Raw genomic sequence first — 25,454 nt, 5'->3', positions numbered from 1 at the left:
GCGCGCACGCTCCGGGGCGAGTCTGTCGCCATGAGTATCGACGAGTACGGCGGCGGTCAGGGCCCGCACTCCGACGTCCTGGTGGTCACGACGAACGACGTCCCGGGCCACGAGGTCCGCCAGGTGATCGGCGAGGTCTTCGGCCTGACCGTCCGGTCCCGGCACCTCGGCAGCCAGATCGGCGCGGGTCTGAAGTCCATGATCGGCGGCGAGCTGAAGGGCCTGACGAAGACCCTGGTGCAGACCCGCAACCAGGCGATGGAGCGCCTCGTGGAGCAGGCGCGGGCCCGCGGGGCGAACGCGGTGCTGATGTTCCGCTTCGACGTGACGGAGGCCGCGGACGTGGGCACGGAGGTGTGCGCGTACGGCACGGCCGTGGTGATCGAGCCGAAGGGCTGAGCCGTGCGGGGGCGGCGCGCCGGCTGCGCCGTCCCCCGCACGGACTAGCCGGCCTCCGGGGTGTGCCCGTTGCGCCGCGCGTTGGCGTGGATCGCGTCGCGCAGGTGGGCGGCCATGCCGGGGCGGATGGCGTCGTAGAACGCCGTGAAGCGCTCGTCCGCCACGTACATGTCGCCCAGGCACGTGTGCATCCGGTGGTCGCACGGATAGAACCAGTCGTGGATGTGCCGCCGGTGCTCCTCGGCGAGGTCCATGGCGCGCTCGCCGTCCGCGGGCTCGCCCTCGGACATGAGCGCGTCGTAGCGGCGGCCCCAGTCGGCGTTCTGGTCCTGCATGCGCTGCCAGTCCGCCTTGGTGTAGCGGGCCGCGCGGCGCTGCGACTCCTTGTACGCGTCGGTGTCGCCCCAGCGGGCCTCGGTCTCCTCCGCGTACTGCTCGGGGTCGTTGTCCCCGAAGACCTCGAACCTCTCCTCGGGCGTGAGGTTGATGCCCATCTTCTTCGCCTCCATGGCGTGCTCGACGGCCTCGGCCATCTTCTGGAGCTCGGCGATCCGCGAGGTGAGCAGTTCGTGCTGGCGCCGCAGGTGTTCCCGCGGGTCCGTCTCGGGATCGTCGAGCAGGGTCGCGACCTGGTCCAGCGGGAAGCCGAGCTCCCGGTAGAACAGGATCTGCTGCAGCCGGTCGAGGTCGCCGTCGTCGTAGCGCCGGTGTCCCGCGTGGCTGCGCGCGCTCGGGGAGAGCAGTCCGATCTCGTCGTAGTGGTGCAGCGTGCGCACCGTGATCCCGGCGAAACCGGCGACCTGTCCCACGGAGTAACTCACTGTCTCCCGCTCCCTTCGCGCGTTCGAGATCCAGCGTGCCGCCTCACGCGGCGTGAGGTTCAAGCCCGAATTCTCGGGATGTTATGCCGGATTCGCCCCTTTATGGTGGGGCGGTGGTCCCTGACAGCCCCTCAGCCGCCCCGGGGGACGCCGCCGCCCCGGCCGCGTCCCCCGCCCACGCCCGTCCGGCGACGCCGGCACGCGTCCTGCTCCGGCTGCTGCTGCCCGCGATCGTGGTCGGCGTCCTGGCGAGCCTGCTGTTCCTGACGGTCAGCGGCCTCGCCGAGAGCCTCCGGGACGTGCTCTGGGAGACGGTGCCGGACGCCCTGGGCATCGGCCGGTACTCCTCCCTCTGGATGATCACGATGCTCACCGCCACCGGCATCGCGGTCGGCCTGATCGTCTGGAAGGGGTACGGGCACGCCGGCGCCGACCCCGCGACCACCGGGCTCGGCGGCCCGCCCGCCCCGCCCGGCACCGTGCCCGGCCTGCTGGCGGCCACCATGCTCGCCCTCGCCGGCGGCGTGAGCCTCGGCCCCGAGAACCCCATCATCGCCGCCAACATCGCCCTCGCCTACTGGCTCGGCCGCCGCGCCGCGCCCGCCGTGCCGGGGGCCCTGTGGGTCGCGCTGGCCTCCGCCGCCACCATCGGCGCCCTGTTCGGCACCCCGGTCGCGGCCGCCCTGGTGATCTCCGAGGCGCTCACCCAGCAGCCCGGACCCGGGCGCGCCTCGCTGTGGGACCGGCTGTTCGCGCCGCTGGCCGCCGCCGGGGCCGGGGCGATGACCACCACCCTCGTGGCACACCCCACCTTCGCCATGGACCTGCCGGTCCTCACCCACCCGGGCTGGGGCGACCTGCTGGCCTCCCTGGTGATCGCGACCCTCGCGGCGCTGTTCGGGCTCGTCGGCTGCTACGCCTTCCCGCCGCTCCACGCCGCCTTCCGGCGGCTGCGCCACCCGATGGTCATGCTGCCGCTCGGCGGCCTGCTGCTGGGGCTTCTGGGCGCCCTCGGCGGCCGTCTGACGCTCTTCAAGGGCCTGGACGAGGTCCGGGAGCTGACCTCCGACGTGGACGCCTGGTCCGCCGGGGAGCTGGCGAAACTGACCGTGGTCAAACTCGCCGCGCTGCTGATCGCCGCCGCCTGCGGCTTCCGGGGCGGCCGGATCTTCCCCGCCGTCTTCGTGGGCTCCGCCTTCGGCCTCCTCGCGCACGCCCTCGTACCGGAGGTCCACCCGGCGGTCGCGCTGGCCTCCGGCGTCCTCGGCGTGCTGCTCGCGACCACCCGGCAGGGCTGGGTGAGCCTGTTCACCGCCGCCGTGCTCGCCGCCTCCCCCGCCATGCTCGCGCTGCTCTGCCTGGCCACCCTGCCCGCCTGGCTGGTCGTCACCGGCCGGCCGCAGCTCGAACTCGACGACGCCGGACACAGCCTGCACTGACCCCGCCCTTCCGAGGAGTTCCCCATGCCGCTGCACCAGGGCCCCCAGGGCCCGTACCGCCGCCCTTCCCTCAATCCGTTCTTCGGCCAGGCCGACCCGGTCGGCGGCATGACCGAGGCCCCGCCGCAGCACCGGCTGCCCGACGGCCCGCTGCCGCCGGAGAGCGCGTACCGGCTGGTGCACGACGAACTGATGCTGGACGGCAACGCGCGGCTCAACCTCGCCACCTTCGTCACCACCTGGATGGAGCCCCAGGCCGGGGTGCTGATGTCCGAGTGCCGCGACAAGAACATGATCGACAAGGACGAGTACCCGCGCACCGCCGAGCTGGAGCGCCGCTGCGTCGCCATGCTCGCCGACCTCTGGCACGCGCCCGACCCCGCCGCCGGCATCGGCTGCTCCACCACCGGCTCCAGCGAGGCCTGCATGCTCGCCGGCATGGCCCTCAAGCGCCGCTGGGCCGCCCGCAACAAGGACCGCTATCCGAGCAGCGCCCGGCCCAACCTGGTCATGGGGATCAACGTGCAGGTCTGCTGGGAGAAGTTCTGCAACTTCTGGGAGGTGGAGGCCCGCCAGGTGCCGATGTCCGGCGACCGCTTCCACCTCGACCCGCAGGCCGCCGCCGACCTCTGCGACGAGAACACCATCGGCGTGGTCGCCGTGCTGGGCTCCACCTACGACGGCTCGTACGAGCCCGTCGCCGAGATCTGCGCCGCCCTGGACGCCCTCCAGGAGCGCACCGGCCTCGACATCCCCGTCCACGTCGACGGGGCCTCCGGCGCGATGGTCGCGCCCTTCCTCGACGAGGACCTGGTCTGGGACTTCCGGCTCCCCCGCGTCTCCTCGATCAACACCTCCGGCCACAAGTACGGCCTGGTCTACCCGGGCGTCGGCTGGGCCCTGTGGCGCACGGCCGCCGACCTGCCCGAGGAGCTGGTGTTCCGGGTGAACTACCTGGGCGGCGACATGCCGACCTTCGCGCTGAACTTCTCCCGGCCCGGCGCCCAGGTCGTCGCGCAGTACTACACGTTCCTGCGGCTCGGCCGGAAGGGCTACCGCCTGGTCCAGCAGACCAGCCGGGACGTCGCCCGGGGACTCGCCGAACGGATCGAGGCCCTGGGCGACTTCCGGCTGCTCACCCGCGGCGACCAGCTGCCGGTGTTCGCCTTCACGACCACCGACGACGTCACCGCGTACGACGTCTTCGACGTCTCCCGCCGGCTGCGGGAGCGCGGCTGGCTGGTGCCCGCGTACACCTTCCCCGCCGACCGGCAGGACCTGTCGGTGCTGCGGGTGGTCTGCCGCAACGGCTTCTCGACGGACCTGGCGGGGCTGCTGCTCGACGACCTGAACCGGCTGCTGCCCGAACTGCGCCGCCAGCCGCATCCGTTCACCGCGGACCGGCAGGCGGCGACGTCGTTCCACCACTGACGGCGGGCGGCCGGGCGCTGTTACGGGCGGGGCCGCTCGCCTCGCGCTAGCGGCTCAGGCGGGTGAACCGCCGGACCGCGAGCGGGAAGAACACCGCGAGCAGCGCCAGCGGCCACAGCACCGCCGCGGCGGTCCAGCCCGGCTCGCCGCCCGGGTTGCCGAACAGCTCGCGGACCGCCGTCGCCGTCGCCGACAGCGGGTTCCACTCCACGAACGCGCCCAGCCAGCCCGGCATCGTCTCCGGCAGTGCGATGGCGTTGGAGAGGAACCCGACCGGCCACACCAGGATCTGCACCGTCTGCACCAGCTCCGGCCGCCCCGCGACCAGGCCCAGCCAGATGCCGATCCAGAGCATCGCGAACCGCAGCAGGAGCAGCAGCCCCAGCGCCCCCAGGAAGGCGCCGGGCCCGGCGGAGGTCCGCCAGCCCATCGCGTACCCGGCTCCGAGCATCAGCAGCAGGCCCGCCGCGGACTGCGCCATGTCGGCCGCCGACCGCCCCACCAGGACCGCGCCGTCGGCCATGGGCATCGCGCGGAACCGGTCGACCACACCCTTGTTCAGGTCCTGGGTGACCGCGGTCAGCGTGCCCTCCAGGCCGAACACCATGGTCAGCGCGAGCATCCCCGGGACCAGGAAGTCCACGTACGCGCCCTCGACGCCCCGGCCGCCGCCGATCAGATAGCCGAACATCAGCAGCGTCATCACCGGGAACACCAGGCCGACCACGACCTGCACCGGCTGCCGCGCCCAGCGCGCGAACTCCCGCCGGGTCATCGTCCAGCAGTCGCTCACCACGTACGCCGCGCTCATGCGGCCACCTCGCTCTCCTCGTGCTTCTCGCCCGTCAACCGCAGGAAGACCTCGTCGAGCGTGGGCCGCCGCAGCGCCAGGTCCTCCACCTCGATCCCGGCCGCCTCCAGGGCCCGTACGGTCTCGGCGAGCGCGGCCGTCCGGTCGGTCACCGGCGCGCCGACCCGCCGCCGGTCCGGGTCCACCGTCACCTCGTCGGGCGGGACGGGCAGCAGCCCGGCCGCCTCGGCGAGCCGGTCCGCGTCCCGGACGACCACGTCGATCCGGTCCTGCCCGACCCGTGCCTTCAGCTGGTCCGGCGTGCCGTCGGCGACCACCCGGCCGCGGTCCACCACCGCGATCCGGTCGGCCAGCCGGTCAGCCTCCTCCAGGTACTGCGTGGTCAGCAGCACCGTCGTGCCGCCGCCGACGAGGGAGCGCACCGACTCCCACACCTCCGCGCGGCCGCGCGGGTCGAGCCCGGTGGTGGGCTCGTCCAGGAACAGCACCTCCGGCTCGGTGATCAGCGAGGCCGCCAGGTCGAGCCGGCGCCGCATGCCGCCGCTGTACCGCCCGACGGGCCTGCGCCCGGTGTCGGTCAGCCCGAACCGTTCGAGCAGTTCGTCGGCCCGCCGGCCGGCCCGCTTCGCGCCCAGGTGGTACAGCCGGCCGAACATCTCCAGGTTCTGCCGTCCGCCCAGTTCCTCGTCGAGCGCCGCGTGCTGGCCGAGCAGGCCGATGCGCCGCCGCACCTCGGCCGCCTCGGTCCGCACGTCGTGGCCGGCCACCCGGACCACGCCCTCGTCGTGCCGGAGCAGGGTCGCCAGGATCCGCACCGTCGTGGTCTTCCCCGCCCCGTTCGGGCCGAGAACCCCTTGGACCGTGCCGCGCCGCACGGTCAGGTCGAGTCCGTCGAGCGCCTGCTTGTCGCCGTACCGCTTCCGTACGCCCTCGACGACGATCGCGTCTGTCGTCCCACCAGTCATACCGCCCACCTCCCAGCAGGTAGTCAAATTTGATCACCGGAGGAAGGTAATGCCCGCCAGTCGATTGGTCAAACTTGATTAGTCGGTTTCCTCGCCCGTCGCGTACGGGTTCTCCTGGCCCTCGGCCAGCACGCCGACGAAGGGATCGCCCTCGCCCGCGAACACGTACGCCCCGCCCTCGATCCGCTCGATCAGGCCCAGCGTCCACGCCTTGCCCGCGTCGGCGGTGGCCACCCAGTAGTGCATGATCTCGCCGATGTGCCCGAGCTGCCCGGGCCCGCCCTCCGGCGTGTAGTACTCCGTCACCGAGGCGCGCCACTCGTCGAGCGCCCGCACCCGGCGGCGCAGCAGCTCCACGGCCTCCGCCCGCGGCAGGTCGACGATGAAGCCGATGCCGGCCGAGAGCACGTCCATCTTCTGGTCGTAGGTGGTCAGGGCCTCGCGCAGCAGCGCGAGGTACTCCTCCCCGCCGCGCTCGGTGAGCTCGTACTCGACGCGCGGCGGGCCGCCGGCCGTGCTCGGCGCGATCTCGTACGCGTGCAGCAGGCCCTGCTTGGCCATCTGCTTGAGCGCGTGGTAGATCGAGCCGGGCTTGGCGTTGGACCACTCGTGCGCGCCCCAGTACTCCAGGTCGTTGCGGACCTGGTAGCCGTGCGCCCGTCCGTGCTGCTTGACCGCGCCCAGGACGAGGAGCCGGATCGCCGACATCGCCTGCACCTCCCTACTCAACTTTGACTAGGGTAGAGGCACAGGTTCGGCCCTGCTGCAAGCCCTGCTGCTCCCGGGCCTCAGCCCTGCTGCTCGCGCGCGATCAGCTCGAAGGAGGTCGCCCCGTCCAGCGACTCGCGGACGATGTCCGCGTGCCCCGCGTGCCGGCCCATCTCCTGCACCAGGTGCAGCAGCATCCAGCGGATGCTGACCCGTCCGTCCTTGGGGAACCAGGGCGCGGTCGGGAGCGGGAAGGTCTCGTCCAGGCTCGGCACCGTCCGGACGAACTCCTCGGTCTGCTTCGCCACGTCGTCCCAGAAGGCCAGGATCTCCGGGATCGTCTCGCCGTCGACCAGCCGGAACGCCTCGTTCCAGGTCTCCTGGGTGCGCTGCTTCTCGTTCGGCCTCTGCTGGGCCAGCCGCAGCCAGTTCAGCTCCACCTCGGCGACGTGCTTGATCAGCCCGGAGAGGCTGAGCTCGCTGGCGCTCGGGCGGCTCGCCGCCTGCTCCTCGGTCAGACCGAGGGCCGCCCGGCGCAGGGCGGCGCGCTGGACCTCGACGAAGTTCAGGAACGCACCGCGCTCGTCGCCGGGCGCCTCTGCGGGAACAAGAGCCACCATGGGAACCACCTTCCGTTCGGGGAGGGCCTCCCAGGCCCTCCCTCTCGACACCACTCACGTTAGGAGCCCTTGCGGACAGGTACGGTCCTCAATGGCCCTGAGGGCTCCGTGCCGTCACACAGGGGGCGCGACGGATCAGAACGGGAAGCGGCTGCGGCCGTGCTGCACCGAGATCCACTTCTGGGTGGTGAACGCCTCGACCATCGCCTCGCCGTTGAGCCGCCCGACGCCCGAGTGCTTCTCGCCCCCGAAGGGCACGATCGCCTCGTCGTGCACGGTGCCGTCGTTGATGTGGATCATGCCGGTGTGGATGCGCCGGGCGATCCGTACGCCCCGCTCCACGTCGCCGGTGTGCACGGCGCCGCTGAGCCCGTACGGGGTGTCGTTGGCGATCCGCACGGCCTCGTCCTCGCCGTCGAACGGCAGGATCAGCGCGACCGGGCCGAAGATCTCCTGGCTCAGGACGGGCGCGTCGGCCGGGATGCCGGTCAGCACGGACGGGGAGACCACGTTGCCGTCGGCGGAGCCGTGCAGCAGGGCCGTCGCCCCGGCGGCCACGGTCTGCTCGACGGTCGAGGAGACGGCCGCCGCCTGCTGGGAGTTGATCAGCGGGCCTATGAGCGTCGCCGGGTCCTCCGGGTCGCCGACCGGCAGCCCCTTCACCCGGCCGACGAACTTCTCGGTGAACTCCTCCTCCAGCCTGCGGTCCACCAGGATGCGGTTGGCCGCCATGCAGACCTGGCCCTGGTGCACGAAGCGGCTGAAGACCGCCGCGTCGACCGCGTAGTCCACGTCCGCGTCGTCGAGCACGATCAGGGCGTTGTTGCCGCCGAGTTCGAGGATCGCGTGCTTGAAGTGGGAGGCGCAGACCGTCGCCACGTGCCGGCCGATCCGGTCGGAGCCGGTGAAGGAGATGACCTTGGGGACCGGGTGCTCGATCAGCGCGTCGCCGATCTCGGCGATGTCGGTCACCACCACGTTGAGCAGCCCGGGCGGCAGCCCCGCGTCCTCGAAGATCTTCGCGACCAGCGTGCCGCCGGTGATCGGGGTGTTCTGGTGCGGTTTGAGGACGACGGCGTTGCCGAGGGCGAGCGCCGGCGCGACCGACTTCAGCGACAGCAGGAAGGGCACGTTGAACGGGCTGATCACTCCGACGACGCCGACCGGCACCCGGTAGACCCGGTTCTCCTTGCCGTCCACCGGCGAGGGCAGGATCCGCCCCTCGGGGCGCAGCGAGAGCTGAACGGCCTCCCGCAGGAACTCTTTGGCGAGGTACAACTCGAAGGCGGCCTTCCCGCGGGTGGCGCCCTGCTCCGCCACCATCGTCTCGGCTATCTGCTCCTCGCGCTCCTCGACGATCCGCAGCGCGCGCTCGAACACCGCCCGGCGCGCGTACGGGTTGGTCTCCGCCCAGGCGGCCTGGGCGCGCTCGGCGGCCCGGTACGCGCGGTCGACCTCGTCGACGGTGGCGATGGTGATCGAGGCCAGTTTCTCCCCGTTGTACGGGTTGAAGTCGATGATGTCCCAGGAGCCGCTGCCCGGCTTCCACTCCCCGTCGATGTACTGGAGCGCGAGCTCGGTGAAGTAGGACATTCGACGAGACCCCCTGACCGCGGTGGCGGACATCGGAAACACGACTGCGCTGATGTCACGTCATCGTACTTATGTATCAGGAGAGTTGAAGGAGACCTCGGAGAAGATCGCGCGAACCTTCGGGATCGGGGCTGTCCTTCTGCAGCCGTTCCATCACCCGCTCGTACTGGGCGACCTCCTCGCGCTTGTCCAGGTACAGGGCGCCGGTCAGCTGCTCCAGATAGACCACGTCCGACAGGTCCGACTCGGGGAAGCTCAGCATGGTGAACGCCCCGCTCTCGCCGGCGTGCCCGCCGAAGCTGAAGGGCATCACCTGGAGCGTGACGTTGGGGTGCTCGGAGATCTCGATCAGATGCCGCAGCTGCCCCTGCATGACCGTGCGGTCGCCGTACGGGCGGCGCAGCGCCGCCTCGTCGAGCACCGCGTGGAAGTGCGGGGCGTTCTCCGCGACGAGCACCTTCTGGCGCTCCAGGCGCAGCGCGACCCGGCGCTCGATCTCGGCGTGCGGGGCGCCGGGCATGCCGCGGGTGACGACGGCGTGCGCGTACGCCTCGGTCTGCAACAGGCCGTGGACGAACTGGACTTCGTAGGTCCGGATGAGGGAGGCCGCGCCCTCCAGGCCGATGTACGTCTGGAACCAGCCGGGCAGCACGTCGCCGTAGCTGTGCCACCAGCCCGCCACGTTCGCCTCGCGGGCGAGTCCGAGCAGCGCGCCGCGTTCGAGCTCGTCGCTGACCCCGTAGAGGGTGAGGAGGTCCTCGATGTCCCTGGCCTTGAAGCTCACCCTTCCCAACTCCATACGACTGATCTTCGATTCGGATGCGCGGATCGCGTAGCCGGCCGCCTCGCGCGTGATGCCCCGCGACTCGCGCAGCCGCCTGAGCTGTGATCCCAGCAGGATGCGTCGCACGACGCTCCCGCTCGTCCCGCCGGTTTCGCCTGCGGTCACGGCTCCGGCCTCCCCTTCGCGTCGGTTGGTGTTCTCTCCCGGGAGCACCCCCGAGCTCTCCGAGCCCCGGATTCTGCCACCAAAACGCTTCACCCCGTACACATTCGATTACGGAAAGAGGGCCTCTTCGGCCGACGCACGAAAGTGGTCCGCAGAAGATATGCACAACAAACGGCACGGGGACGGACGGGTCGGGCGCGTGCACGTGCATCTGCCCTTGCATCCGTAGGTCGCTTTCGGAACCATGGTGCTCGCGCACCTGCGTGCTCGTTCGTGTTGTAGCGCCACCGCCGCGATTCCCGGGAGTGCCTCGCATGGGGACGAATGGATCGACCATGCTCGAGCCGTTACGGCAGGGGCTTCCGCCGATCGATCCCGCGACCGTCTCCAGCTCCGCCTCCTGCGCCCTTCCGCCCCGCTACGAAGCGGTGCGCGGGGCCCGGAAGTTCACCCGGTCGACGCTCGACCAATGGGATCTCCACGACCGTTTCGACGACGTCGCCCTGGTCGTCTCCGAACTCGTCACCAACGCGCTGCGCCACGCACTCCCGGCCGACGCCCCGCACGAGGACGGCCAGGCCACGGCGGTACGGCTGCACCTGATGCGCTGGACGGGGCGGCTCGTCTGCGCGGTGCGCGACCCGAGCCGGCAGAGCCCGGAGGCCCGCTCCGGCGGCGAGGACTTCGCCGCCGAGTCGGGCCGCGGACTGTTCCTGGTGGACTCGTTCAGCGACAGCTGGGGGTGGCACCCGCTGGCCGGGACGCTGCAGGGCAAGGTGGTCTGGGCGCTGTTCCGGCTGGGGTCGCCGGAGTAGGAGCGGCGCGCCGGGCCGGTGCGGCGCGGAAACGGCCGGGAAGGGCCGTCGGCGCGCGCCGAATGTGTCAGGTTCTGCGGGGAGGGCCCCGGTGACCGCGGTCACCGGGGCCTGATTCGTACGCGGGGAGGGGTCGGGGACTCGTCGGCTGCTGCTGGCTGCTGCGCGTTGCTGCACGTGCATATGCCACGTGCACGACCGCCTCTTGGGGACCGCGATTCAGACGAGGTGGTCGAACTCCCCGTCCTTGACGCCGAGCAGCATCGCCTCGATCTCGGCCCTCGTGTAGACCAGTGCCGGCCCGTCGGGGTAGCGGGAATTGCGCACGGCGACGTTCCCGCCCGGCAACTTCGCGAACTCGACGCAGGACCCCTGCGAGTTGCTGTGCCTGCTCTTCTGCCAGACGACACCCTGCAGCTCCGTGGCCGCCATGCCGTTGTACGCGTGGTTCGCGTGATGCACTGGTAGCTCCCCGAGACGGTTGGTGCAGATGTCAACTGTCTCGGATCATAGCTGCGTTCGCTCGAGCCGTGCATGAGCAGACGCACGAGCAGATGCACGTGCACGAGGCGTCGCGTGGCGACTACGCCACCCTCTGTTCCTGCGTGCTTTCCCGCGTGCTTTCCCGCGTGCCTTCCCGTGTGGTGCCGCCTTGTGGGACGCGTCCGGGGGCTCGCGGGTTCCTCTCCCCGCCACGGGCTACTCCTTGGTAGCTTGGCGCGATGTCGTCCAGGTACCGGAGCACCGTCGCGGCGAGCGTGGCCGCCGCGACGCTCGTCGTCCTGACCGGGTGCAGCGGGGAGGGCAAGCCCGGCGCGGCGGGGCCGGAGGGCCCGACCGCCTCCACGTCGGCGTCCCCGTCCGCGTCCTCCTCCCCCAGCCCCTCCGCGCCGCCCGCGCTGGAGGGCTCCTGGGCGGGCATCACCGACGGGAAGCCCGTCGGGCTGTCCATCGGGCAGCGGCACGCGGTGGTCATCGCCGGCGCGCAGATCTGCCAGGGCAAGCTGACCGACGCGGTCACCCTCCGCCTGACCTGCACCGACGGCGCGACGCAGCGCACCGAGGGGACCGTCGAGTCGAACGACGGGACGACCCTGGTGGTCGCCTGGAAGGGCGGCCCGAAGGACACCCTGAAGGAGGCGGACCCGGGCCCGTCCGGGTCACCGACGGGGTCCCCGTCCGGATCCCCCTCGGGCTCGCCCTGACGCTCAGCCCCGGGCCCGTCCGGAGGGCGGGACCTCGGGGCGGCGCGGGTGCAGGGCGGCGGCGTCGGCGGCGGAGGTGCCGTGCGACCAGCCCGCCTCGTCCCAGGCGGCGCGCACCCGCGTCGTACGGGTCTGCGGGAACATGGCGTCGGCCCGCTCCGTCACCGCGACCTCGCGGGAGGCGAGGGCCGGGAGCAGTGTCGGCTCGGCGGCGGCGACCCGCCGCGAGGTCGCGGCCAGCCGGGCGCCGAGCCGGTTCGCGTACGCGAGCAGGAACGACTGCCGGAAGGACTTGGTGCGCTTGCGCCCGCCGGCCCGCTGCTCGGCCTCGGCGCGCGTCATGGCGGCGGTGCCCTGCACGAGCAGGGAGGTGTAGAGGAGTTCGACGGGTTCGAGGTCGGCCTCGAAGCCGACGACCGTGGAGAAGCCGTACGCCTCGTTCCACACGGCCCGGCAGTGGTTGGCGCCCGCGACCGCGTCGAGCAGGATCGCCTTGGCCGTCTCGTACGGGGCGTCCACCCCGATCCGCACCGCGCCCGGCGTCTCGCGCGCGGCCTCGGGGCGGCGGGCGGCGAGCGCGGCCTCGTCCAGGCTGTGCCGGGCCATCAGCTCCTGCGCCTTGGCGGTCAGCGCCTCCGCCTCGTCGGGGAACGTGGTGGCCTCGGCCTTGGCGAGCAGCGCGCGCACGCGGGTGAGCATGCGCGGCTCGCCGGCGGTGGGCGGCGGCAGGAGCGAGTCGCCGGGGACGGGCCCGACGGGCTCCAGGGCGGGCAGCCGGACGAGGAGCCGGTACAGCTCCAGGACGGCGGTCGCGTACGAGAACCGGTCCGCCCGCCAGGGCTGGGCGTCCAGCTCCGCGAGCTGCGCGTCCCAGCGGGGCGGCAGGGCGGCGTACCGGCGGGTCTCGGCGCGCACCAGCCCGGCGAGCAGCCGCGCGTGGTGCGGCTCCGGCAGCTCGCGCCGCACGAACCGCGCGAGGTCCGCGGGCTGCCACCCCCGCTCCCACGCGGCCCGCACGAACTCCTCGCCGCGCCGCGCGAGTTCCGCGTCGGCCGCGGGGGCCGCGGCGAGCAGCGACGCGGCCGTGTCCAGCGCCGCGTCCCCCTCCGCGTACAGAGCCTCGAACGCCTTCTGAACCGTGCCGCTCACGTCACCCCTCGATCGTGGAAACCCCTCTCATGGTCTCCCAGGCCGCCTCCTGCTGTCGCGCGCACCTGGAAGTCCTTCGCCGCCATCAAGTAGCGCGGCACGACCCTGGGGGTAGGGCCAGGCCTACCCCCAGGACGCCCTCCAGGGGTCGTGAACGCGGGCGTCGGCGGCGGTTGGCTGGGGGCATGACCTCAGCAGCAGCAACCGCCGTACGTCTCACCGGACTCCGTCGCCATTACGGCAACCTGCGCGCCCTCGACGGCGTCGATCTCGCCTTCCCCGCCGGGTCCTTCACCGCCGTCATGGGGCCGTCCGGCTCGGGGAAGTCGACCCTGCTCCAGTGCGCCGCCGGGCTCGACCGGCCGACCGCCGGGCGGGTCGAGGTGGGCGGGGTCGCCCTGGAGGGCCTGAGCGAGCGGCGGCTGACGCTGCTGCGCCGGGACCGGATCGGTTTCGTCTTCCAGTCCTTCAACCTGCTGCCGTCGCTGACCGCCGCCCAGAACGTCGCGCTCCCGCTGCGGCTCGCCGGCCGCCAGCCCTCGCGGGCCGAGGTGCGGGGCGCGCTGGAGCGGGTGGGGCTCGGCGCGCGGGCCGGGCACCGGCCCGGCGAACTGTCCGGCGGCCAGCAGCAGCGCGTCGCCCTCGCCCGCGCCCTGATCACCCGGCCCGCCGTCCTGTTCGGCGACGAGCCGACCGGCGCCCTGGACACGGCGACCAGCCGCGACGTCCTCGCGATGCTCCGCGAACTGGTCGACCGCGACGGTCAGACGATCGTCATGGTCACCCACGACCCCGTCGCCGCCTCGTACGCGGACCGGGTGGTCTTCCTGGTCGACGGCCGCGTCCACGGCGAACTGACGTCGCCGACGGCGCAGGAGGTGGCGACGCGGATGGCGCGGCTGGAGACGGCGCCGGAGGCGGCCTTCGGTGCGGCCGCCCCCGATGCGGCCTCGGGTGCGGCGCCGCGCGCTGCCTCCGGTGCCGCGCCGGGCGCTGCCTCCGACGCGGCCCGTGCCTCGGAGCTCTCCGGTGCGGCGCAGGCCGGAGGTGTCGCGTGCTGACCGTCGTGCTCTCCGGCCTCCGCACCCGCTGGTCGGCGTTCGCCGGCAGCTTCGTGGCGCTGGCGCTCGGCGTCGGGCTCGTCGCCACCATGGGGCTGGGACTGGCCTCCAGCCTCGACGCGCCCCAGCGGCAGCCGGAACGCTTCGGCACCGCGCCCGTGGTCGTACGGGGTCAGGACACCGTCACCGTCGACGTACGGCGCGGTCCGGACACCGCCCGCGTGTCCCGGCCGCTCGACCGTCCACACCCTGTGGACACCGCACTGCTGCGCGAACTGCGCGCCCACTGGCCGGTCACCGTCGCCGGCGGCCCCGACGCCGTCGGCGTGCACGGCCCCGCCGACGCGGTCCGCGCCCTGGTCGGCGCGCGCGCCCAGGTGCTCACCGGGGACGCCCGGCGGCTCGCGGACCCCCGCACCGAGCGCGACGCCCAGGCACTGATCGCGCTGAACTCGCTGCTCGGCACCGCCGGCGGCGTCACGTCCTTCGTGTCCGTCTTCGTCGTCGCGTCCACGTTCGCCTTCGCCGTCGCGCTGCGCCGCCGCGAGTTCGGCCTGCTCCGCACCGCCGGCGCGACCCCCGGACAGGTCCGCGGACTGCTGCTCGCGGAGGCCGCCGGCGTCGGCGTCCTCGCGTCCGCCGCGGGCTGCGCGCTCGGCGCATGGGCCGCGCCGCGGCTGGCCCGGCTGCTCGTGGACCACGAGCTGGCCCCCGCGTGGTTCGCGATCGGCGAGGCCCGCTGGCCGTACCACGCGGCGTTCTGGACGGGCGTGACCGTCGCCGTCGCCGGCGCGGTCGCCGCCTCCCGCCGGGCCGGCCGCATCGGCCCGACCGCCGCGCTGCGCGAGGCCGACGTCGACAGCGGCGTCCTGCCGGCCGGCCGCCGCCTGCTGGGTGCGGCGCTGCTGCTGACGGGGGCCGGGCTCCTCGTGTGGACGTTCCTGGACGACCCGTACGCGCTGCTGAAGCGCAAGACGTACACGACGCAGCCCATGCTGCTGATCACCGGCGTGGCCCTGCTCGCGCCGCTGCTCGTCCGGCCCGTCGCCCGGCTGCTGCCGCTGCCCGGCGCCACGGGACTGCTGGTGCGCGCCAACACCGCCGCCGCGCTGCGCCGCACCTCGGCCGTGGCCGCGCCCGTCCTGGTCACGGTCGCGCTGGCCGGCACGCTGTTCGGCTCCGCCGTCGGCGTGACGACGGCGAAGGGCGCGGAGGCGCGGGAGCAGACCGCCGCGCGGTACGTGATCACGCCGGGCGGCGGGGACGGGCAGGGCGGCGGGGGCCATCCGGACAGCCGGGGCCGCAGTGAGCTGGACGCGCGGGGGCTGCGGGCCGTGGCCGGCGCCACCGTGTCCCCGACCGGGGACACCTCCGTCTTCGTCCGGGACGGCGAGTCCGCGCTGGTGAAGTACCGGGCGCGGGCCGTCTCCGACCCGGCCGCCTTCGCGGACCTCGCCCGGCTCCCGGTGCTCGCCGGGGACATCCGGGACCTCGACGACCGCTCGATCGTCGTGAACGAGGAGTGGGAGCGGCGGCGCGTCGGGGAGCGCGTCCAGGTGTGGCTGGCGGACGGCCGGACGGTCACGCTGCGGGTCGCGGCGGTCCTCGCGCCCGGCACCGGTGACAACGGACCGTACGTGACCATGGCGAACGCCCCGGGCGCGGTCCCGGACCGGATCGACGTCGGCACGGCTCCTGAGGCGGGCGGCGCGGCGCTGGACCGGGCCATGGCCGCCACCGGGGGCACCGTCCGGACCGCCGACGCCTGGGCCGCCGAGACGCACCCGCCACTCAGCCGCACGACACGGCTCGGACTGCTGCTCGTGCTCGGCATCGCCTTGGTCTACACGGTGATCGCGCTGGCGAACACGCTGGTCATGGCCACTTCGGTCCGGGGTGCGGAACTGGGCGCGCTGCGCCTCGCGGGGGCGACGCGGGCGCAGGTCCTGCGGGTGGTGACGGGCGAGGCGCTGCTCGCGGTGGCGATCGGCGCGCTGCTCGGGGCGGCGGTGGCGGCGGTCTGCCTGGGCGGGCTCGCGGCGGCACTGGCCGCGCTGTCCGCGCCGGTGGCGGTGGCCGTGCCGTGGGGCGTGGCCGGTGTGGCATCAGGGGCCTGCGCGGTCGTCGCGGCGGCGGCCGCGCTGCTCCCCGCGTGGCGGCTGACGCGCTGAGCGGGGATCGTGGACGGAGCGGGGCGGAGGGCCGGGGTCGGAGCCGGGCCCTCCGCCCCGACCCGTGGGGGCTGGGGCCGGGGTGCTCGGGCCGGGGTGCTGGGGCGGCCGGGGCGCTGGGGCCGGGCGCATTATTCGCACTAATGTCCGGTACTCGCCATCCGTGCGTACGGCTGTCCGACCCCCGGGTAGATCACCTGCGACTCGGTGAACCACGGGAGGGGACGGGACGATGGGCGAGAACAAGCGGCGGATGCTCGCCGGAGAGTGGTACCTGCCGGACGACCCGGAGCTGGCCGCCGAAGCGCGGCACGCGGCCCGGCTGTGCGCCGCGTACAACGCGACGGGCGACGCGTACGCGGATCCGGAGGCCCGGCCGAAGATGCTGGCGGAGCTGCTGGGCTCGGTGGGCGAGGGGGTGAAGGTCCGGCCGCCGTTCCACTGCGACTTCGGGCGGTACATCAGCATCGGCGACGGCACGTTCGTGAACTTCGACGCGGTCTTCCTCGACACCGCGCCCATCACGATCGGCGCGGACGTGCAGATCGGCCCCCATGTGCAGCTGCTGACCCCGACGCACGAGCTCGACGCGGAGCGGCGGCGAGCCGGCTGGGAGAAGGGCATACCGATCACCATCGGGGACAACGTGTGGCTCGGCGGCGGGGTGATCGTCTGCCCCGGCGTGACGATCGGGGCGAACACGGTGGTCGGCGCGGGCTCCGTCGTCGTCAAGGACCTGCCCGAGGGGGTGCTCGCGGTCGGCAACCCGGCCCGCGTGGTGCGCACGCTGCACTGAGGCGGCGGACACGGCCCGGGGCGGCGGACGGGCGACGGACTGGGCCGCGGACGGGGCAACGGACCGGGCGGGGCCGGGACGGACCGGGCCGGGGCAGGGCCGGGGCGACGGACACGAACGGCCGAGGGACGCGGACCCCGGGGCGGGGGACGCGGTCGGGGCGGCGGACACGGCCCGGGGGCGGCGGACGCGGCCGCGGCTCCCCGCGCTTGTCAGTGCCGGGTGCGAGACTCGCACCCATGAACGAACGGTGGGCGCTCGCGCCGGACGCGGAGGGGGAGGGCGCGCGGCTCGTCCCCCTCGGTCCCGAGGGCACGCCCGCCGGGGAGGTGCGGCACGAACCGGACCTCGTGGCGGCCGTGCGCGCCCGGCCCGAGGTGACCCGCTGGGTGTGGCGGTCCACCGCCGAGGTGTACCCGCGGCTGCTGGCCGCAGGGGTCCGGGTCGAGCGCTGCTACGACGTCGAGGACGCCGAGCTGCTGCTGCTCGGCCACGAGGGGCGGCTCGGCGAGCCCCGGTCCGCGGCCGCCGCCTGGGCCCGGCTGCACCGCGCCCCCGTACCGCCGGACCCGCCCGCCCGCACCGCCGAACCGGGCTCGCAGGACTCGCTGTTCGAGCCGCGCCCCACGGCCCGGCTGCCGTTCGAGGCCCTGCTGGAGGTGTACGCGGAGCAGCAGCGCCGGCACGACGCGGCCGAGCACCCCGGCCGCATGCGGCTGCTCACCGCCGCCGAGTCCGCCGGCATGCTGGTCGCCGCGGAGATGCACCGCGCCGGGCTGCCCTGGCGGGCCGACGTGCACCGCGAGCTGCTGCGGGGGCTGCTGGGCGAGCGGTACGCGGGCGGCGGGGAGCCGCGCCGGCTGGCCGAGCTGGCCGACGAGGTGTCCGCCGCGTTCGGCCGCCGGGTCCGGCCCGACCTGCCGGCGGACGTGCTGCGCGCCTTCGCGCAGGCCGGGATCCGGCTGCGGTCCACCCGGCGCTGGGAGCTGGCCGAGATCGACCACCCCGCGGTGGAGCCGCTGCTCGCGTACAAGAAGCTGTACCGGATCTGGACGGCGCACGGCTGGAGCTGGCTGCAGGACTGGGTGCGCGACGGCCGGTTCCGGCCCGAGTACGTGCCCGGCGGCACGGTCAGCGGCCGCTGGACGACCAACGGCGGCGGCGCGCTGCAGATCCCGAAGGTGATCCGGCAGGCCGTCGTCGCCGACGAGGGCTGGCGGCTGGTCGTCGCCGACGCCGACCAGATGGAGCCCCGGGTGCTGGCCGCCATCTCCCGCGACCCCGGCCTGATGGAGGTCGCCGGTCACCACGACGACCTGTACACGCGCCTGTCCGACCGGGCCTTCTCCGGCGACCGCGAGCACGCGAAGCTGGCGTTGCTGGGTGCGATCTACGGCCAGACCAGCGGCGACGGGCTGAAGAACCTGGCCGCGCTGCGCCGCCGCTTCCCCCGCGCGGTGGCGTACGTCGACGAGGCGGCGAAGGCCGGCGAGGAGGGCCGGCTGGTCCGCACCTGGCTCGGCCGCACCAGCCCGCGTGCCGCGGGTGCGGCGGACGCCGACGAGGCCGGCATCCCGCAGGACCAGGAGCCGGAGTCCGGCGCCGAAACGGCGGGCGGGGAGGGCGGGTTCGTCCCCGGGTACGCCTCCGGCGACGCCCGGGCCCGGGGCCGCTTCACGCGGAACTTCGTGGTCCAGGGCAGCGCCGCCGACTGGGCGCTGCTGATGCTCGCCGCGCTGCGCCGCGCGACCGCGGGGCTGCGGGCCGAGCTGGTCTTCTTCCAGCACGACGAGGTGATCGTGCACTGCCCGGCCGAGGAGGCCGAGGCGGTGGCGGAGGCGATCCGCGCGGCCGGGAACGAGGCCGGACGGATCGCCTTCGGCGAGACGCCGGTCCGCTTCCCGTTCACGATCGCGGTGGTCGAGCGGTACTCGGACGCGAAATGAGCCGGTCCCCGGCGGCACGCATCGCACCGCCGGGAACCGGCGTCCCCCGTCACCTCTGGGTGGGCAGCGCCTTCCACTTCGGGCTGAGCGCCATGGCCTTCAGCTGCTCCAGCGTCAGCGCCGGCTCCTCGCGCGTCGCCCGCTCGTGCTGCGCCGCCGTGTTGAACGCGGAGATCACGACCCGGAACCCGTCCGTGCGCATGGTGTCGGCCGACCACCAGACGACGTTCTTGCCGCCCTTCTCGCCCGGCTTCTTCTCCAGGGAGACCAGCGTCCCGTCGGGCAGGGTCTCCACGCCGTCACCGGCGTAGAGCTGGTGCGCCACGTCCCGCATGTCCGGCTGCACATTGACCTGGACGAGGCTCGGGCCGCGCCCGTCGTCGACGACCAGGTAGCCGTACCCGTCGTCGGCGTTCGTGCGGACGACCTTCAGCCCCTTCGGCAGCAGTGAGCGCAGCGTCGCCTGGATGTCCGCTCCGGACGGCTCGGCCGGCGGCTGCTTCGGGACGGCCGAGCCGGCGCGCTGGGGCTTCGTCAGCGGCGGCAGCTGCTGGAGCAGCGGGCGCCAGCCGCTCGCGGTGACCAGGGTCTTGAGCTGCGCCGGGGTGAACGGCGGGTCGGTGCGGCTGACGGGAGCGCCCTTCTCCGCCGCCGCGTTGTGCTCGCTCGCGTCGATCAGGAAGCCGTCCTGGGTGAGCAGCACCGCCCGCCAGACCTTCGTGTCGACGCGCCGGTCCGGGTACTCGTAGCCCTGGAGAACCATCAGGCGCCCGACGCCGGGCAGCTTGGTGCTGGTGCAGGCGTCGTACGCGAGCTGTGCCTTGTCCGGGCAGACGACCTGGCCGCGCCCGGCCTCCTCGCTCCTGCCGGCCCGGTACAGGCCGACAGAGACGTTCGCCTCGCCCTTGCCGTCGTCGTACACGCCGCGGACGGACTGGCCCTTGCCGTCGAGGTCGTCGATCGCCCAGTCGCCGGCGGGGGTGTTCGCTCGCAGGACCGCGGCCAGGTCCTTCACCGGGATCTGCGCCGGCGGCCCGGGCTCCTCGCCCCGGCCGTCGGGCGCGGCCTCGCCGACCGAGGCCGGCGCGGGGACGTCGGCGGGACCGCCTCCGCCGAGCAGGCCCGCGCTGTACGCGCCGCCCGTGCCGACCAGGGCGAGCGCCAGCACGCTGCCGCCCACGGCGGCGGCGCGGCGGCGCGCCAGCCGGCGGCGGCCGCGGCTCAGGCCGGCGGACGCGAGGTCCGGCAGGGCGGCGGCGCTGAAACCGGCGCCCGTGCGGTGGAGCACCGCTCCGAGCTCCTCCTCGAACGGGTTCGGGTTCGAGTCCTGTTCCTGGGGCATGCCGAATCAACTCCGGTCGGTGCGTCGGTGATGTGGTCGTGTGGGCGGGTCCGGGTCCGGGTCCGGGTCCGGGTCCGGAGGCGGTACCGCAACCGAGGTGCCGTGCAGGATCCGGGCGTCAGCGGCTCGCGTACTCCGCGATGCTGCCGCCGAGCCGTTCCCTGAGCTTCGCCAGGGCCCGCACCGACCGGGTGCGGACCGCGGCGGAGCTGACGTGCAGGGCGTCGGCGGTCTCCTCGATGCTGCGGTCCTCCCAGTACCGCAGCACCACGACCGCCCGGTCCTTCGGCGCCAGCGCGGCCAGCGCGTCGAGGAGGGCGACCCGCAACGCCGGATCGTCCCCATGGTCCGTGCCCCGGTCCGGCAGCTCGCCCAGCGGCCGCTCGGTCGCGGAACGCCGACGCCGATGGCTGAGAAACGTCCGCACCAGCACGGTGTGGGCGTAACCCGCGGGGTTGCCGATCCGGCTGACGCGCCCCCACAGCGCGTACATCCGGCCCAGCGTCTCCTGTACGAGGTCCTCGGCCAGATGGACGTCCCCGCTGGTCAGCAGGCACGCCGAGCGGAAGAGGTGCCCGGACCGGGCGGAGGCGAACTCCATGAACTCGTCCGTGCGGGACCTTCTCATGCGTCGCGCTCCCCCGTCGTCGTCGGCCTTCCACCTCACTGACGCGATGGCCCACCCGGAATGTTTCAGACGGATCCGGAAAGGCGCGACGACGGCGGTGAGCAGGACTGACCCGCAACCGAACCGGGTATTTGTCAGGGTATGAACGCATTTGCCCTGCACTCCGCAGACATGATGCCGCTCGCCGGGGTCTGGCAGTCGGGACTCGGACAGGTCCTGGGCGGTCTGATCCTCGTCGCCGTCCTGCTCGGCGCCTTCGCCTGGGGGTGGTACCTCCGCAAGCGTGAGTCCCGTACCCCGAAGCCGCAGGAGCAGCCGCATCGGCCGCCGACGGAGCGGCTGCCCGGAGAGATGTCCGAGTACCGCCGGCCCGCCGAGATGCCGAAGACGGACGGGGAGCACCGGCTCATGCCCTACCAGCTCAACGACTCGGGCACCTCGGGCACCGAGACCTCCCCGGAGCCGCCGAGCGAGGAGAAGCGGCGCTGGGGCGGCATCTCCAGCGGCGGATTCGGCAGCGGCGGCCCCGGTCACGGCGACTGAGCCGCGCCGGAGCGGACCATGCTGTCGCAGGAGACGGCGCCCGCCGCGTTCGAGGAGCACCGCCCGCGGCTGCGGGCGGTGGCGTACCGGATGCTCGGTTCGTTCGCGCAGGCGGACGAGGCGGTACGGGAGGCCTTGCGGCGCCTCGACCGTACGGCCGGCCTCGATCGTACGGACGGCCCCGACCGTACGGACTACGGGGCGGCCGGCGATCCGGGCCGACGGCTGATCACGGCCGTCGGCCGGGTGTCGCTCGACATGCTGCGCGCCCGGCCGACGCGGAGCGAGCCGCAGGAGCCCGAGAACGGGGACCTCGGCCCCGAGGAGCGCGCGCTGCTGGCCGACACGGCGGATCACGCCGTGGTGGAGGTCCTGGACACGCTCACACCGGCCGAGCGTCTTGCCTTCGTGCTGCACGACCTCTTCTCCGTACCCATCGACGAGATCGCGCCGCTCGTCGACCGCACCCCGGCGGCCACCCGTCAGCTCGCCGCGCGGGCCCGTCGCCGTACGCAGGGGCTGGACGATCTGCCGGAACCCGACCCGGAGCAGCAGCGGGAGGTCGTGACCGCGTTCCTCGCGGCCGCCCGCGGCGGCGACGTCGAGGCGCTGACCGGCCTCCTGGACCCGGACGCGGTCCTGCGCACCGACGAGACGGCCACCGCCCACGGCGCGCAGCCGGTCGCCCGGGCCCTCGCCGAGCGGGCGGCGGCAGCGGTCCCGGCGCTGGTGAACGGCGTCACGGGGCTGGTGCTTCCGGCGGAGGAGCGGCCGAGGACGGAGGGGCAGCCCCCGACCGAGGAGCAGCCCGAAACCGCAGGGCAACCCCGGACCGTCCTCGCGTTCACCGTCCTGGACGGCCGGATCACCGCCGTCGACCTCATCGAGGCAGAGCCTCATCGGGCCCGCGTGACCCTGGCCCCGATGCCGGACGCTCCTGGGACCGCGTGACGACGCCGGGACCTTCGGCGGGCAGCTCGCGCCGGGTCCGTACCGGCGACAGCAGCACCGGGACGAACGAGGCGGCGATCAGGACGCCGCCGGCCCACAGGGCGGCCCGCAGTCCGGCGAGCTCACCGAGCAGGCCGGAGGCGGCGGCGCCGACGGCGAGCGCACCGGTCAGCAGGAAACGGAAGGTCGCGTTCATGCGGCCGAGGAGGGCGTCGGGGGTCATCCGCTGACGCAGGCTGACGGCGACGACGTTGTTCGTACCGATCTTGAACATGGTGAGCAGCCAGCCCGCCCCAGCGACCCACAACCACCCGCCCCGGCCGATCAGAGGGACGAGCAGCCCCGCCGGGGCCAGGACGAGCCCGACAACGGCGAGGGACCGCCCGTACCCGAGGCGCGTCGCGAACCACCCCGCGCACCGCGACCCGAGCAGGACGCCCACCCCGCCGACCGCCCAGAACGCCCCCAGGACGCCTGCCGACAGGCCGAGTTCGCGGACGAACAGCACGGGCAGCATCGTGTTGACGATCTGCAGGCCGAAGTTGACCAGCGTGGCGGACAGGGCGAGCGCCCGCAGCTCGCGGTTGCCGAGCACGTGCCGCAGCCCCTCGGCGATCTGCGCCCCGAGCCCGCCGCCCGCCTTCCCGGCCGTCGGGCCGGGGCAGCTGCCGTGCCGCACTCCGGCGAGCCGGACCGCGGAGCCGAGGTGGCTGAGCGCGGTCCAGACGAGGGCGAAGGGCGCGGTCAGCCACTCCACGAGCGCGCCGCCCGCACCCCGGCCGGCGACGTTCCCGGCGGCCTGGAGGCCGACCATGGCGGAGTTCGCCGCCACGAGCCTTTCGCGGCCGACGAGTCGGGGCAGCACACTCTGCGAGGTGACGTCGAAGAACACGGTCGCACAGCCGTTGAGGAAGACGACGGCATACAGGTGGCCGAGGGTGAGCACGTCCAGCCACCAGGCGAGCGGTACGGACGCGAAGAGCAGCGCGCGGGCGAGGTCCGCGGCGATCAGCACCCGCCGCTGCCGCATCCGGTCCACCCAGGCGCCGGCGGGCAGTCCGATCAGCAGGAACGCCACCGTGCTCAGCGTGGCCAGCGCCCCCACCTCCCCGGGCCCGGCGTCCAGCGAGGAGACGGCGACGAGCGGCACGGCGACGTATCCGACGTTGGTCCCGAGGTTGCTGAGCACGGAGGCCGTGAACAGGGCCCGGAAGTCGGCCACGTGCCAAGGCGATTCAGAGCGCATGTATCCGACGCTGCCGGAGAAGACCGGTCAGCACAATCAAATAGTCCTCCGACGACCCTTAAGCAATGCTGAATCACCGAACCCCAGGTCAGAAGCATCTGACCTGGGGTTCGGAGGGGAGAGACTTTTCCGACCGCTCAGCTGCACGCCTCGATGGGCATGAAGGACCTGGTCCCCTGGGCGCCCGCCGGGGCTCCCATGAACTCGGCCTTCTGGAGCTTCGCCGTCTCCGACTCCTGCTTCGTGGTGTAGCCGAGCGAGAGGCCGGCCTTCAGCTCGAAGCCGCCCTCCGTGCTGTCGACGTCCACGAGGTGGGTCGTCTTGGTGCTGATGGCGGAGTCGTGAAGGAGTCGGGCGTACGGGTTCTTGCTCGCGCTGAGCGGGGTTCCCGGCTTGTCGGGCGAGGTCGCCGGAGGCGTGTCGGTCATCATTCCCGTCAGCGTCTGGCCGTCCACGTTCGGCTTGCCCTCGGAGTCGCCGACGATGTCGTTGTTGCCCTCGCCGATGGCCTTCTCCACCATCTCCCGCTGCTCGCGCTGCTCGGGCGTGATCTCCGTCTCCGGGGGGAAGGCGAGGGTCGTGGTGGTGGTCTCCACTTCCTTCAGGCCGTCCTTGTTCCCGCCCTTGACGGTGCCCTTGGGGTCGGCGTCCTTCCGGTGCTTGCCCTTGCGGTGCTTGCCCGTGCCGGGCTTCGCCTCCTTCGACTGGTCGATGGTCGTGGCGAGGCTGCCCTCCTTGGTGACGGTCTTGACCACGTCGATCCGGGCCAGCTTTCCCTTGTTCGGACCGTCGGTGTAGCGCGTGACCGTGATGGAGCCGTTGAACGTGCCGCCGGCCTCGCCCTTGAGCTTGCCGCCCAGCGGTTTCGAACCCCAGCCGGCCTTGCCCTTGGCGCTGACCTCGAAGTCGCGCGTGGTGGAGACGACCGGCGGGTTCAGCCAGTTGTTGACCTGCGTGCGCTTCATACCGCTCGCGTCGACGGCTCCCGAGATCCCGTAAGCGGCGTTCTTGCGCTCGCCTTCGAGCCCGAGTTCGGCCTTTCCTTTGACCTTCGTCTCTTCGGTGGTGATGTGGTTGTCCTTGTAGTCCTTGCTGAAGTTCTTCCGCTCGTCCTTGTCCAGGTCGACTCCGAAGACGCGCAGGAATCCCTTGCCGAGCTCCTTCGGAGCGGAGTCCTGAAGGTCCTTGACCCTCTTCTGGAACTCGTCGGCCTCCTTCGGGTCGGAGAAGACCCAGGTGTCCCCGTCCTTCACCTCGACCCCGGCACCGAGTTCGAGGACCTTCGCCTTGTTGCTCCCGAGCTTCCCCTTGAGCCCGGTTTCGAGGCCGGCCTCACCGCTCCCCTGGACGGTGATCATGATGCGCTTTCCGGTGCCCGGCGAGCCGTCCGGAAGTTTCTCGGACGTGTCCGTGAACTCCTCGCGCTTCATGGTGAACTTGCTGCCCAGCTTGACGACGGCGACCTTGAGCTCCTGCCCGGAGTCGCTCTGCTCGTTCTTCGTGTTGCACAGCGCGGGCCGGTAGGCCTTGTCCCTGTCCAGGCTGTTCGGGCCCTTGGCGCTGATGGAGACGATGTCGCAGTTCGATCCGCCCATCGCCCTGCATATCTGGGCCTGGAAGGTCGCCGCGAGATCGCCCCCGACGTTGGTGGCCAACAATCCCGTGACGACCGCGGCGGCCACGACCACGACGCCCACGTAGTCAAGTGCGCCTTGTCCGGTGTCGGTTGACATCCTGTCCGCAACCGACCGCGACCCCTCTAAGGGTCCCATTCCCCTGCCCCTCTCCCCCGTGGGCATGCCGCACCGCACGGTGATGACGTTCTCCCAGAACGGATGAATTGCCCCGCCGGGCATGCGGCCGGC

The 25,454-nt window shown here is 73.2% G+C and carries 24 protein-coding genes; 11 read left to right on the top strand and 13 right to left on the bottom strand.

The features are described from left to right. Positions 1–30: 30 nt before the first annotated feature. A complete protein-coding gene (locus ACNJ93_RS17635) occupies positions 31–399 on the top strand; it encodes a YbjQ family protein (protein ID WP_418958359.1) in 369 nt (122 codons plus the stop codon). A gap of 44 nt (positions 400–443) precedes the next feature. On the opposite strand, the gene ACNJ93_RS17630 is transcribed toward ACNJ93_RS17635, so the two are convergent. Further along, positions 444–1,220: a MerR family transcriptional regulator gene (locus ACNJ93_RS17630; protein WP_418958358.1), complete on the bottom strand. Its 777-nt coding sequence runs from the start codon at positions 1,218–1,220 to the stop codon at positions 444–446. Between the two features lie 113 nt (positions 1,221–1,333). Here ACNJ93_RS17630 and ACNJ93_RS17625 point away from each other — a divergent pair, with 113 nt between their 5' ends. Both ACNJ93_RS17625 and ACNJ93_RS17620 read left to right on the top strand, forming a co-directional pair. Further along, positions 1,334–2,659, top strand: coding sequence for an ion channel protein (locus ACNJ93_RS17625; protein ID WP_418958357.1), 1,326 nt, complete (start codon positions 1,334–1,336; stop codon positions 2,657–2,659). 24 nt (positions 2,660–2,683) lie between these two features. Further along, a complete protein-coding gene (locus ACNJ93_RS17620; protein WP_418958356.1) occupies positions 2,684–4,090 on the top strand; it encodes a glutamate decarboxylase in 1,407 nt (468 codons plus the stop codon). A gap of 46 nt (positions 4,091–4,136) precedes the next feature. On the opposite strand, the gene ACNJ93_RS17615 is transcribed toward ACNJ93_RS17620, so the two are convergent. From ACNJ93_RS17615 to ACNJ93_RS17590, 6 genes are all read right to left on the bottom strand, one after another. Continuing rightward, positions 4,137–4,901 carry an ABC transporter permease gene (locus ACNJ93_RS17615; protein WP_418958355.1) on the bottom strand — a complete coding sequence of 255 codons (765 nt, stop codon included), beginning with the start codon at positions 4,899–4,901 and terminating at the stop codon, positions 4,137–4,139. Continuing rightward, positions 4,898–5,866: an ATP-binding cassette domain-containing protein gene (locus tag ACNJ93_RS17610; RefSeq protein WP_418958354.1), complete on the bottom strand. Its 969-nt coding sequence runs from the start codon at positions 5,864–5,866 to the stop codon at positions 4,898–4,900. The genes ACNJ93_RS17615 and ACNJ93_RS17610 overlap by 4 nt, the downstream gene beginning before the upstream one ends. A 78-nt stretch (positions 5,867–5,944) precedes the next feature. Beyond that, the gene (locus ACNJ93_RS17605; protein ID WP_418961444.1) at positions 5,945–6,574 is read right to left on the bottom strand and encodes a PadR family transcriptional regulator; all 630 of its coding nucleotides are present in this window, start codon (positions 6,572–6,574) and stop codon (positions 5,945–5,947) included. Positions 6,575–6,654: 80 nt separating this feature from the next. Continuing rightward, positions 6,655–7,194 (bottom strand): DinB family protein, encoded by a 540-nt coding sequence (locus ACNJ93_RS17600; RefSeq protein WP_418958353.1) that lies wholly within the window; start codon positions 7,192–7,194, stop codon positions 6,655–6,657. Positions 7,195–7,329: 135 nt separating this feature from the next. Then, complete coding sequence (locus ACNJ93_RS17595) at positions 7,330–8,787, bottom strand: aldehyde dehydrogenase family protein (protein ID WP_418958352.1); 1,458 nt, start codon at positions 8,785–8,787, stop codon at positions 7,330–7,332. 76 nt (positions 8,788–8,863) lie between these two features. Next, positions 8,864–9,736 carry a helix-turn-helix domain-containing protein gene (locus ACNJ93_RS17590; RefSeq protein WP_418958351.1) on the bottom strand — a complete coding sequence of 291 codons (873 nt, stop codon included), beginning with the start codon at positions 9,734–9,736 and terminating at the stop codon, positions 8,864–8,866. 314 nt (positions 9,737–10,050) lie between these two features. Between ACNJ93_RS17590 and ACNJ93_RS17585 the strand changes: the two genes are divergently transcribed. Further along, positions 10,051–10,551 carry an ATP-binding protein gene (locus tag ACNJ93_RS17585; protein ID WP_418958350.1) on the top strand — a complete coding sequence of 167 codons (501 nt, stop codon included), beginning with the start codon at positions 10,051–10,053 and terminating at the stop codon, positions 10,549–10,551. Positions 10,552–10,770: 219 nt separating this feature from the next. On the opposite strand, the gene ACNJ93_RS17580 is transcribed toward ACNJ93_RS17585, so the two are convergent. Then, positions 10,771–10,983 (bottom strand): DUF397 domain-containing protein, encoded by a 213-nt coding sequence (locus ACNJ93_RS17580; RefSeq protein ID WP_418961443.1) that lies wholly within the window; start codon positions 10,981–10,983, stop codon positions 10,771–10,773. Positions 10,984–11,273: 290 nt separating this feature from the next. On the opposite strand from ACNJ93_RS17580, the gene ACNJ93_RS17575 reads away from it, so the two are divergent. After that, complete coding sequence (locus ACNJ93_RS17575; protein WP_418958349.1) at positions 11,274–11,756, top strand: hypothetical protein; 483 nt, start codon at positions 11,274–11,276, stop codon at positions 11,754–11,756. A gap of 3 nt (positions 11,757–11,759) precedes the next feature. On the opposite strand, the gene ACNJ93_RS17570 is transcribed toward ACNJ93_RS17575, so the two are convergent. After that, positions 11,760–12,905 carry a DUF2786 domain-containing protein gene (locus tag ACNJ93_RS17570; protein WP_418958348.1) on the bottom strand — a complete coding sequence of 382 codons (1,146 nt, stop codon included), beginning with the start codon at positions 12,903–12,905 and terminating at the stop codon, positions 11,760–11,762. Positions 12,906–13,090: 185 nt separating this feature from the next. Between ACNJ93_RS17570 and ACNJ93_RS17565 the strand changes: the two genes are divergently transcribed. The 4 genes from ACNJ93_RS17565 to ACNJ93_RS17550 all read left to right on the top strand — a co-directional run bounded on the left by ACNJ93_RS17565 (position 13,091) and on the right by ACNJ93_RS17550 (position 18,879). After that, the gene (locus ACNJ93_RS17565; RefSeq protein WP_418958347.1) at positions 13,091–13,966 is read left to right on the top strand and encodes an ABC transporter ATP-binding protein; all 876 of its coding nucleotides are present in this window, start codon (positions 13,091–13,093) and stop codon (positions 13,964–13,966) included. Beyond that, positions 13,960–16,137: an FtsX-like permease family protein gene (locus tag ACNJ93_RS17560; protein WP_418958346.1), complete on the top strand. Its 2,178-nt coding sequence runs from the start codon at positions 13,960–13,962 to the stop codon at positions 16,135–16,137. Before ACNJ93_RS17565 ends, ACNJ93_RS17560 begins: the two co-directional genes overlap by 7 nt. Before the next feature lie 232 nt (positions 16,138–16,369). Beyond that, positions 16,370–16,933, top strand: a complete 564-nt coding sequence (locus tag ACNJ93_RS17555; protein ID WP_418958345.1) for a sugar O-acetyltransferase — start codon at positions 16,370–16,372, stop codon at positions 16,931–16,933. A 239-nt stretch (positions 16,934–17,172) separates the two neighbouring features. Continuing rightward, entirely contained in the window at positions 17,173–18,879 is a 1,707-nt protein-coding gene (locus tag ACNJ93_RS17550; RefSeq protein WP_418958344.1) for a bifunctional 3'-5' exonuclease/DNA polymerase, read from the top strand. Positions 18,880–18,928: 49 nt separating this feature from the next. Here the strand turns inward: ACNJ93_RS17550 and ACNJ93_RS17545 are convergent, their stop codons facing one another. Both ACNJ93_RS17545 and ACNJ93_RS17540 read right to left on the bottom strand, forming a co-directional pair. Then, positions 18,929–20,221: a hypothetical protein gene (locus ACNJ93_RS17545; protein ID WP_418958343.1), complete on the bottom strand. Its 1,293-nt coding sequence runs from the start codon at positions 20,219–20,221 to the stop codon at positions 18,929–18,931. Positions 20,222–20,339: 118 nt separating this feature from the next. Further along, complete coding sequence (locus ACNJ93_RS17540) at positions 20,340–20,849, bottom strand: SigE family RNA polymerase sigma factor (RefSeq protein ID WP_418958342.1); 510 nt, start codon at positions 20,847–20,849, stop codon at positions 20,340–20,342. 141 nt (positions 20,850–20,990) lie between these two features. On the opposite strand from ACNJ93_RS17540, the gene ACNJ93_RS17535 reads away from it, so the two are divergent. Beyond that, the gene (locus tag ACNJ93_RS17535) at positions 20,991–21,392 is read left to right on the top strand and encodes a DUF6479 family protein (protein ID WP_418958341.1); all 402 of its coding nucleotides are present in this window, start codon (positions 20,991–20,993) and stop codon (positions 21,390–21,392) included. An 18-nt stretch (positions 21,393–21,410) separates the two neighbouring features. After that, the gene (locus ACNJ93_RS17530; protein WP_418958340.1) at positions 21,411–22,343 is read left to right on the top strand and encodes a sigma factor-like helix-turn-helix DNA-binding protein; all 933 of its coding nucleotides are present in this window, start codon (positions 21,411–21,413) and stop codon (positions 22,341–22,343) included. Here the strand turns inward: ACNJ93_RS17530 and ACNJ93_RS17525 are convergent. Together ACNJ93_RS17525 and ACNJ93_RS17520 are read right to left on the bottom strand one after the other, a co-directional pair. Further along, positions 22,273–23,589, bottom strand: coding sequence for an MFS transporter (locus ACNJ93_RS17525; protein WP_418958339.1), 1,317 nt, complete (start codon positions 23,587–23,589; stop codon positions 22,273–22,275). The two genes, ACNJ93_RS17530 and ACNJ93_RS17525, sit on opposite strands and share 71 nt — an antisense overlap. A gap of 137 nt (positions 23,590–23,726) precedes the next feature. After that, positions 23,727–25,286, bottom strand: a complete 1,560-nt coding sequence (locus ACNJ93_RS17520; RefSeq protein ID WP_418958338.1) for a hypothetical protein — start codon at positions 25,284–25,286, stop codon at positions 23,727–23,729. Between the last annotated feature and the right edge of the window lie 168 nt (positions 25,287–25,454).

The sequence above is a fragment of the Streptomyces tritici genome (assembly GCF_048500665.1).
GTDB lineage: Bacteria > Actinomycetota > Actinomycetes > Streptomycetales > Streptomycetaceae > Streptomyces > Streptomyces tritici.
Note: the sequence above shows the minus strand (reverse complement) of the source record. Positions and strands in the feature narration are given on the sequence as shown.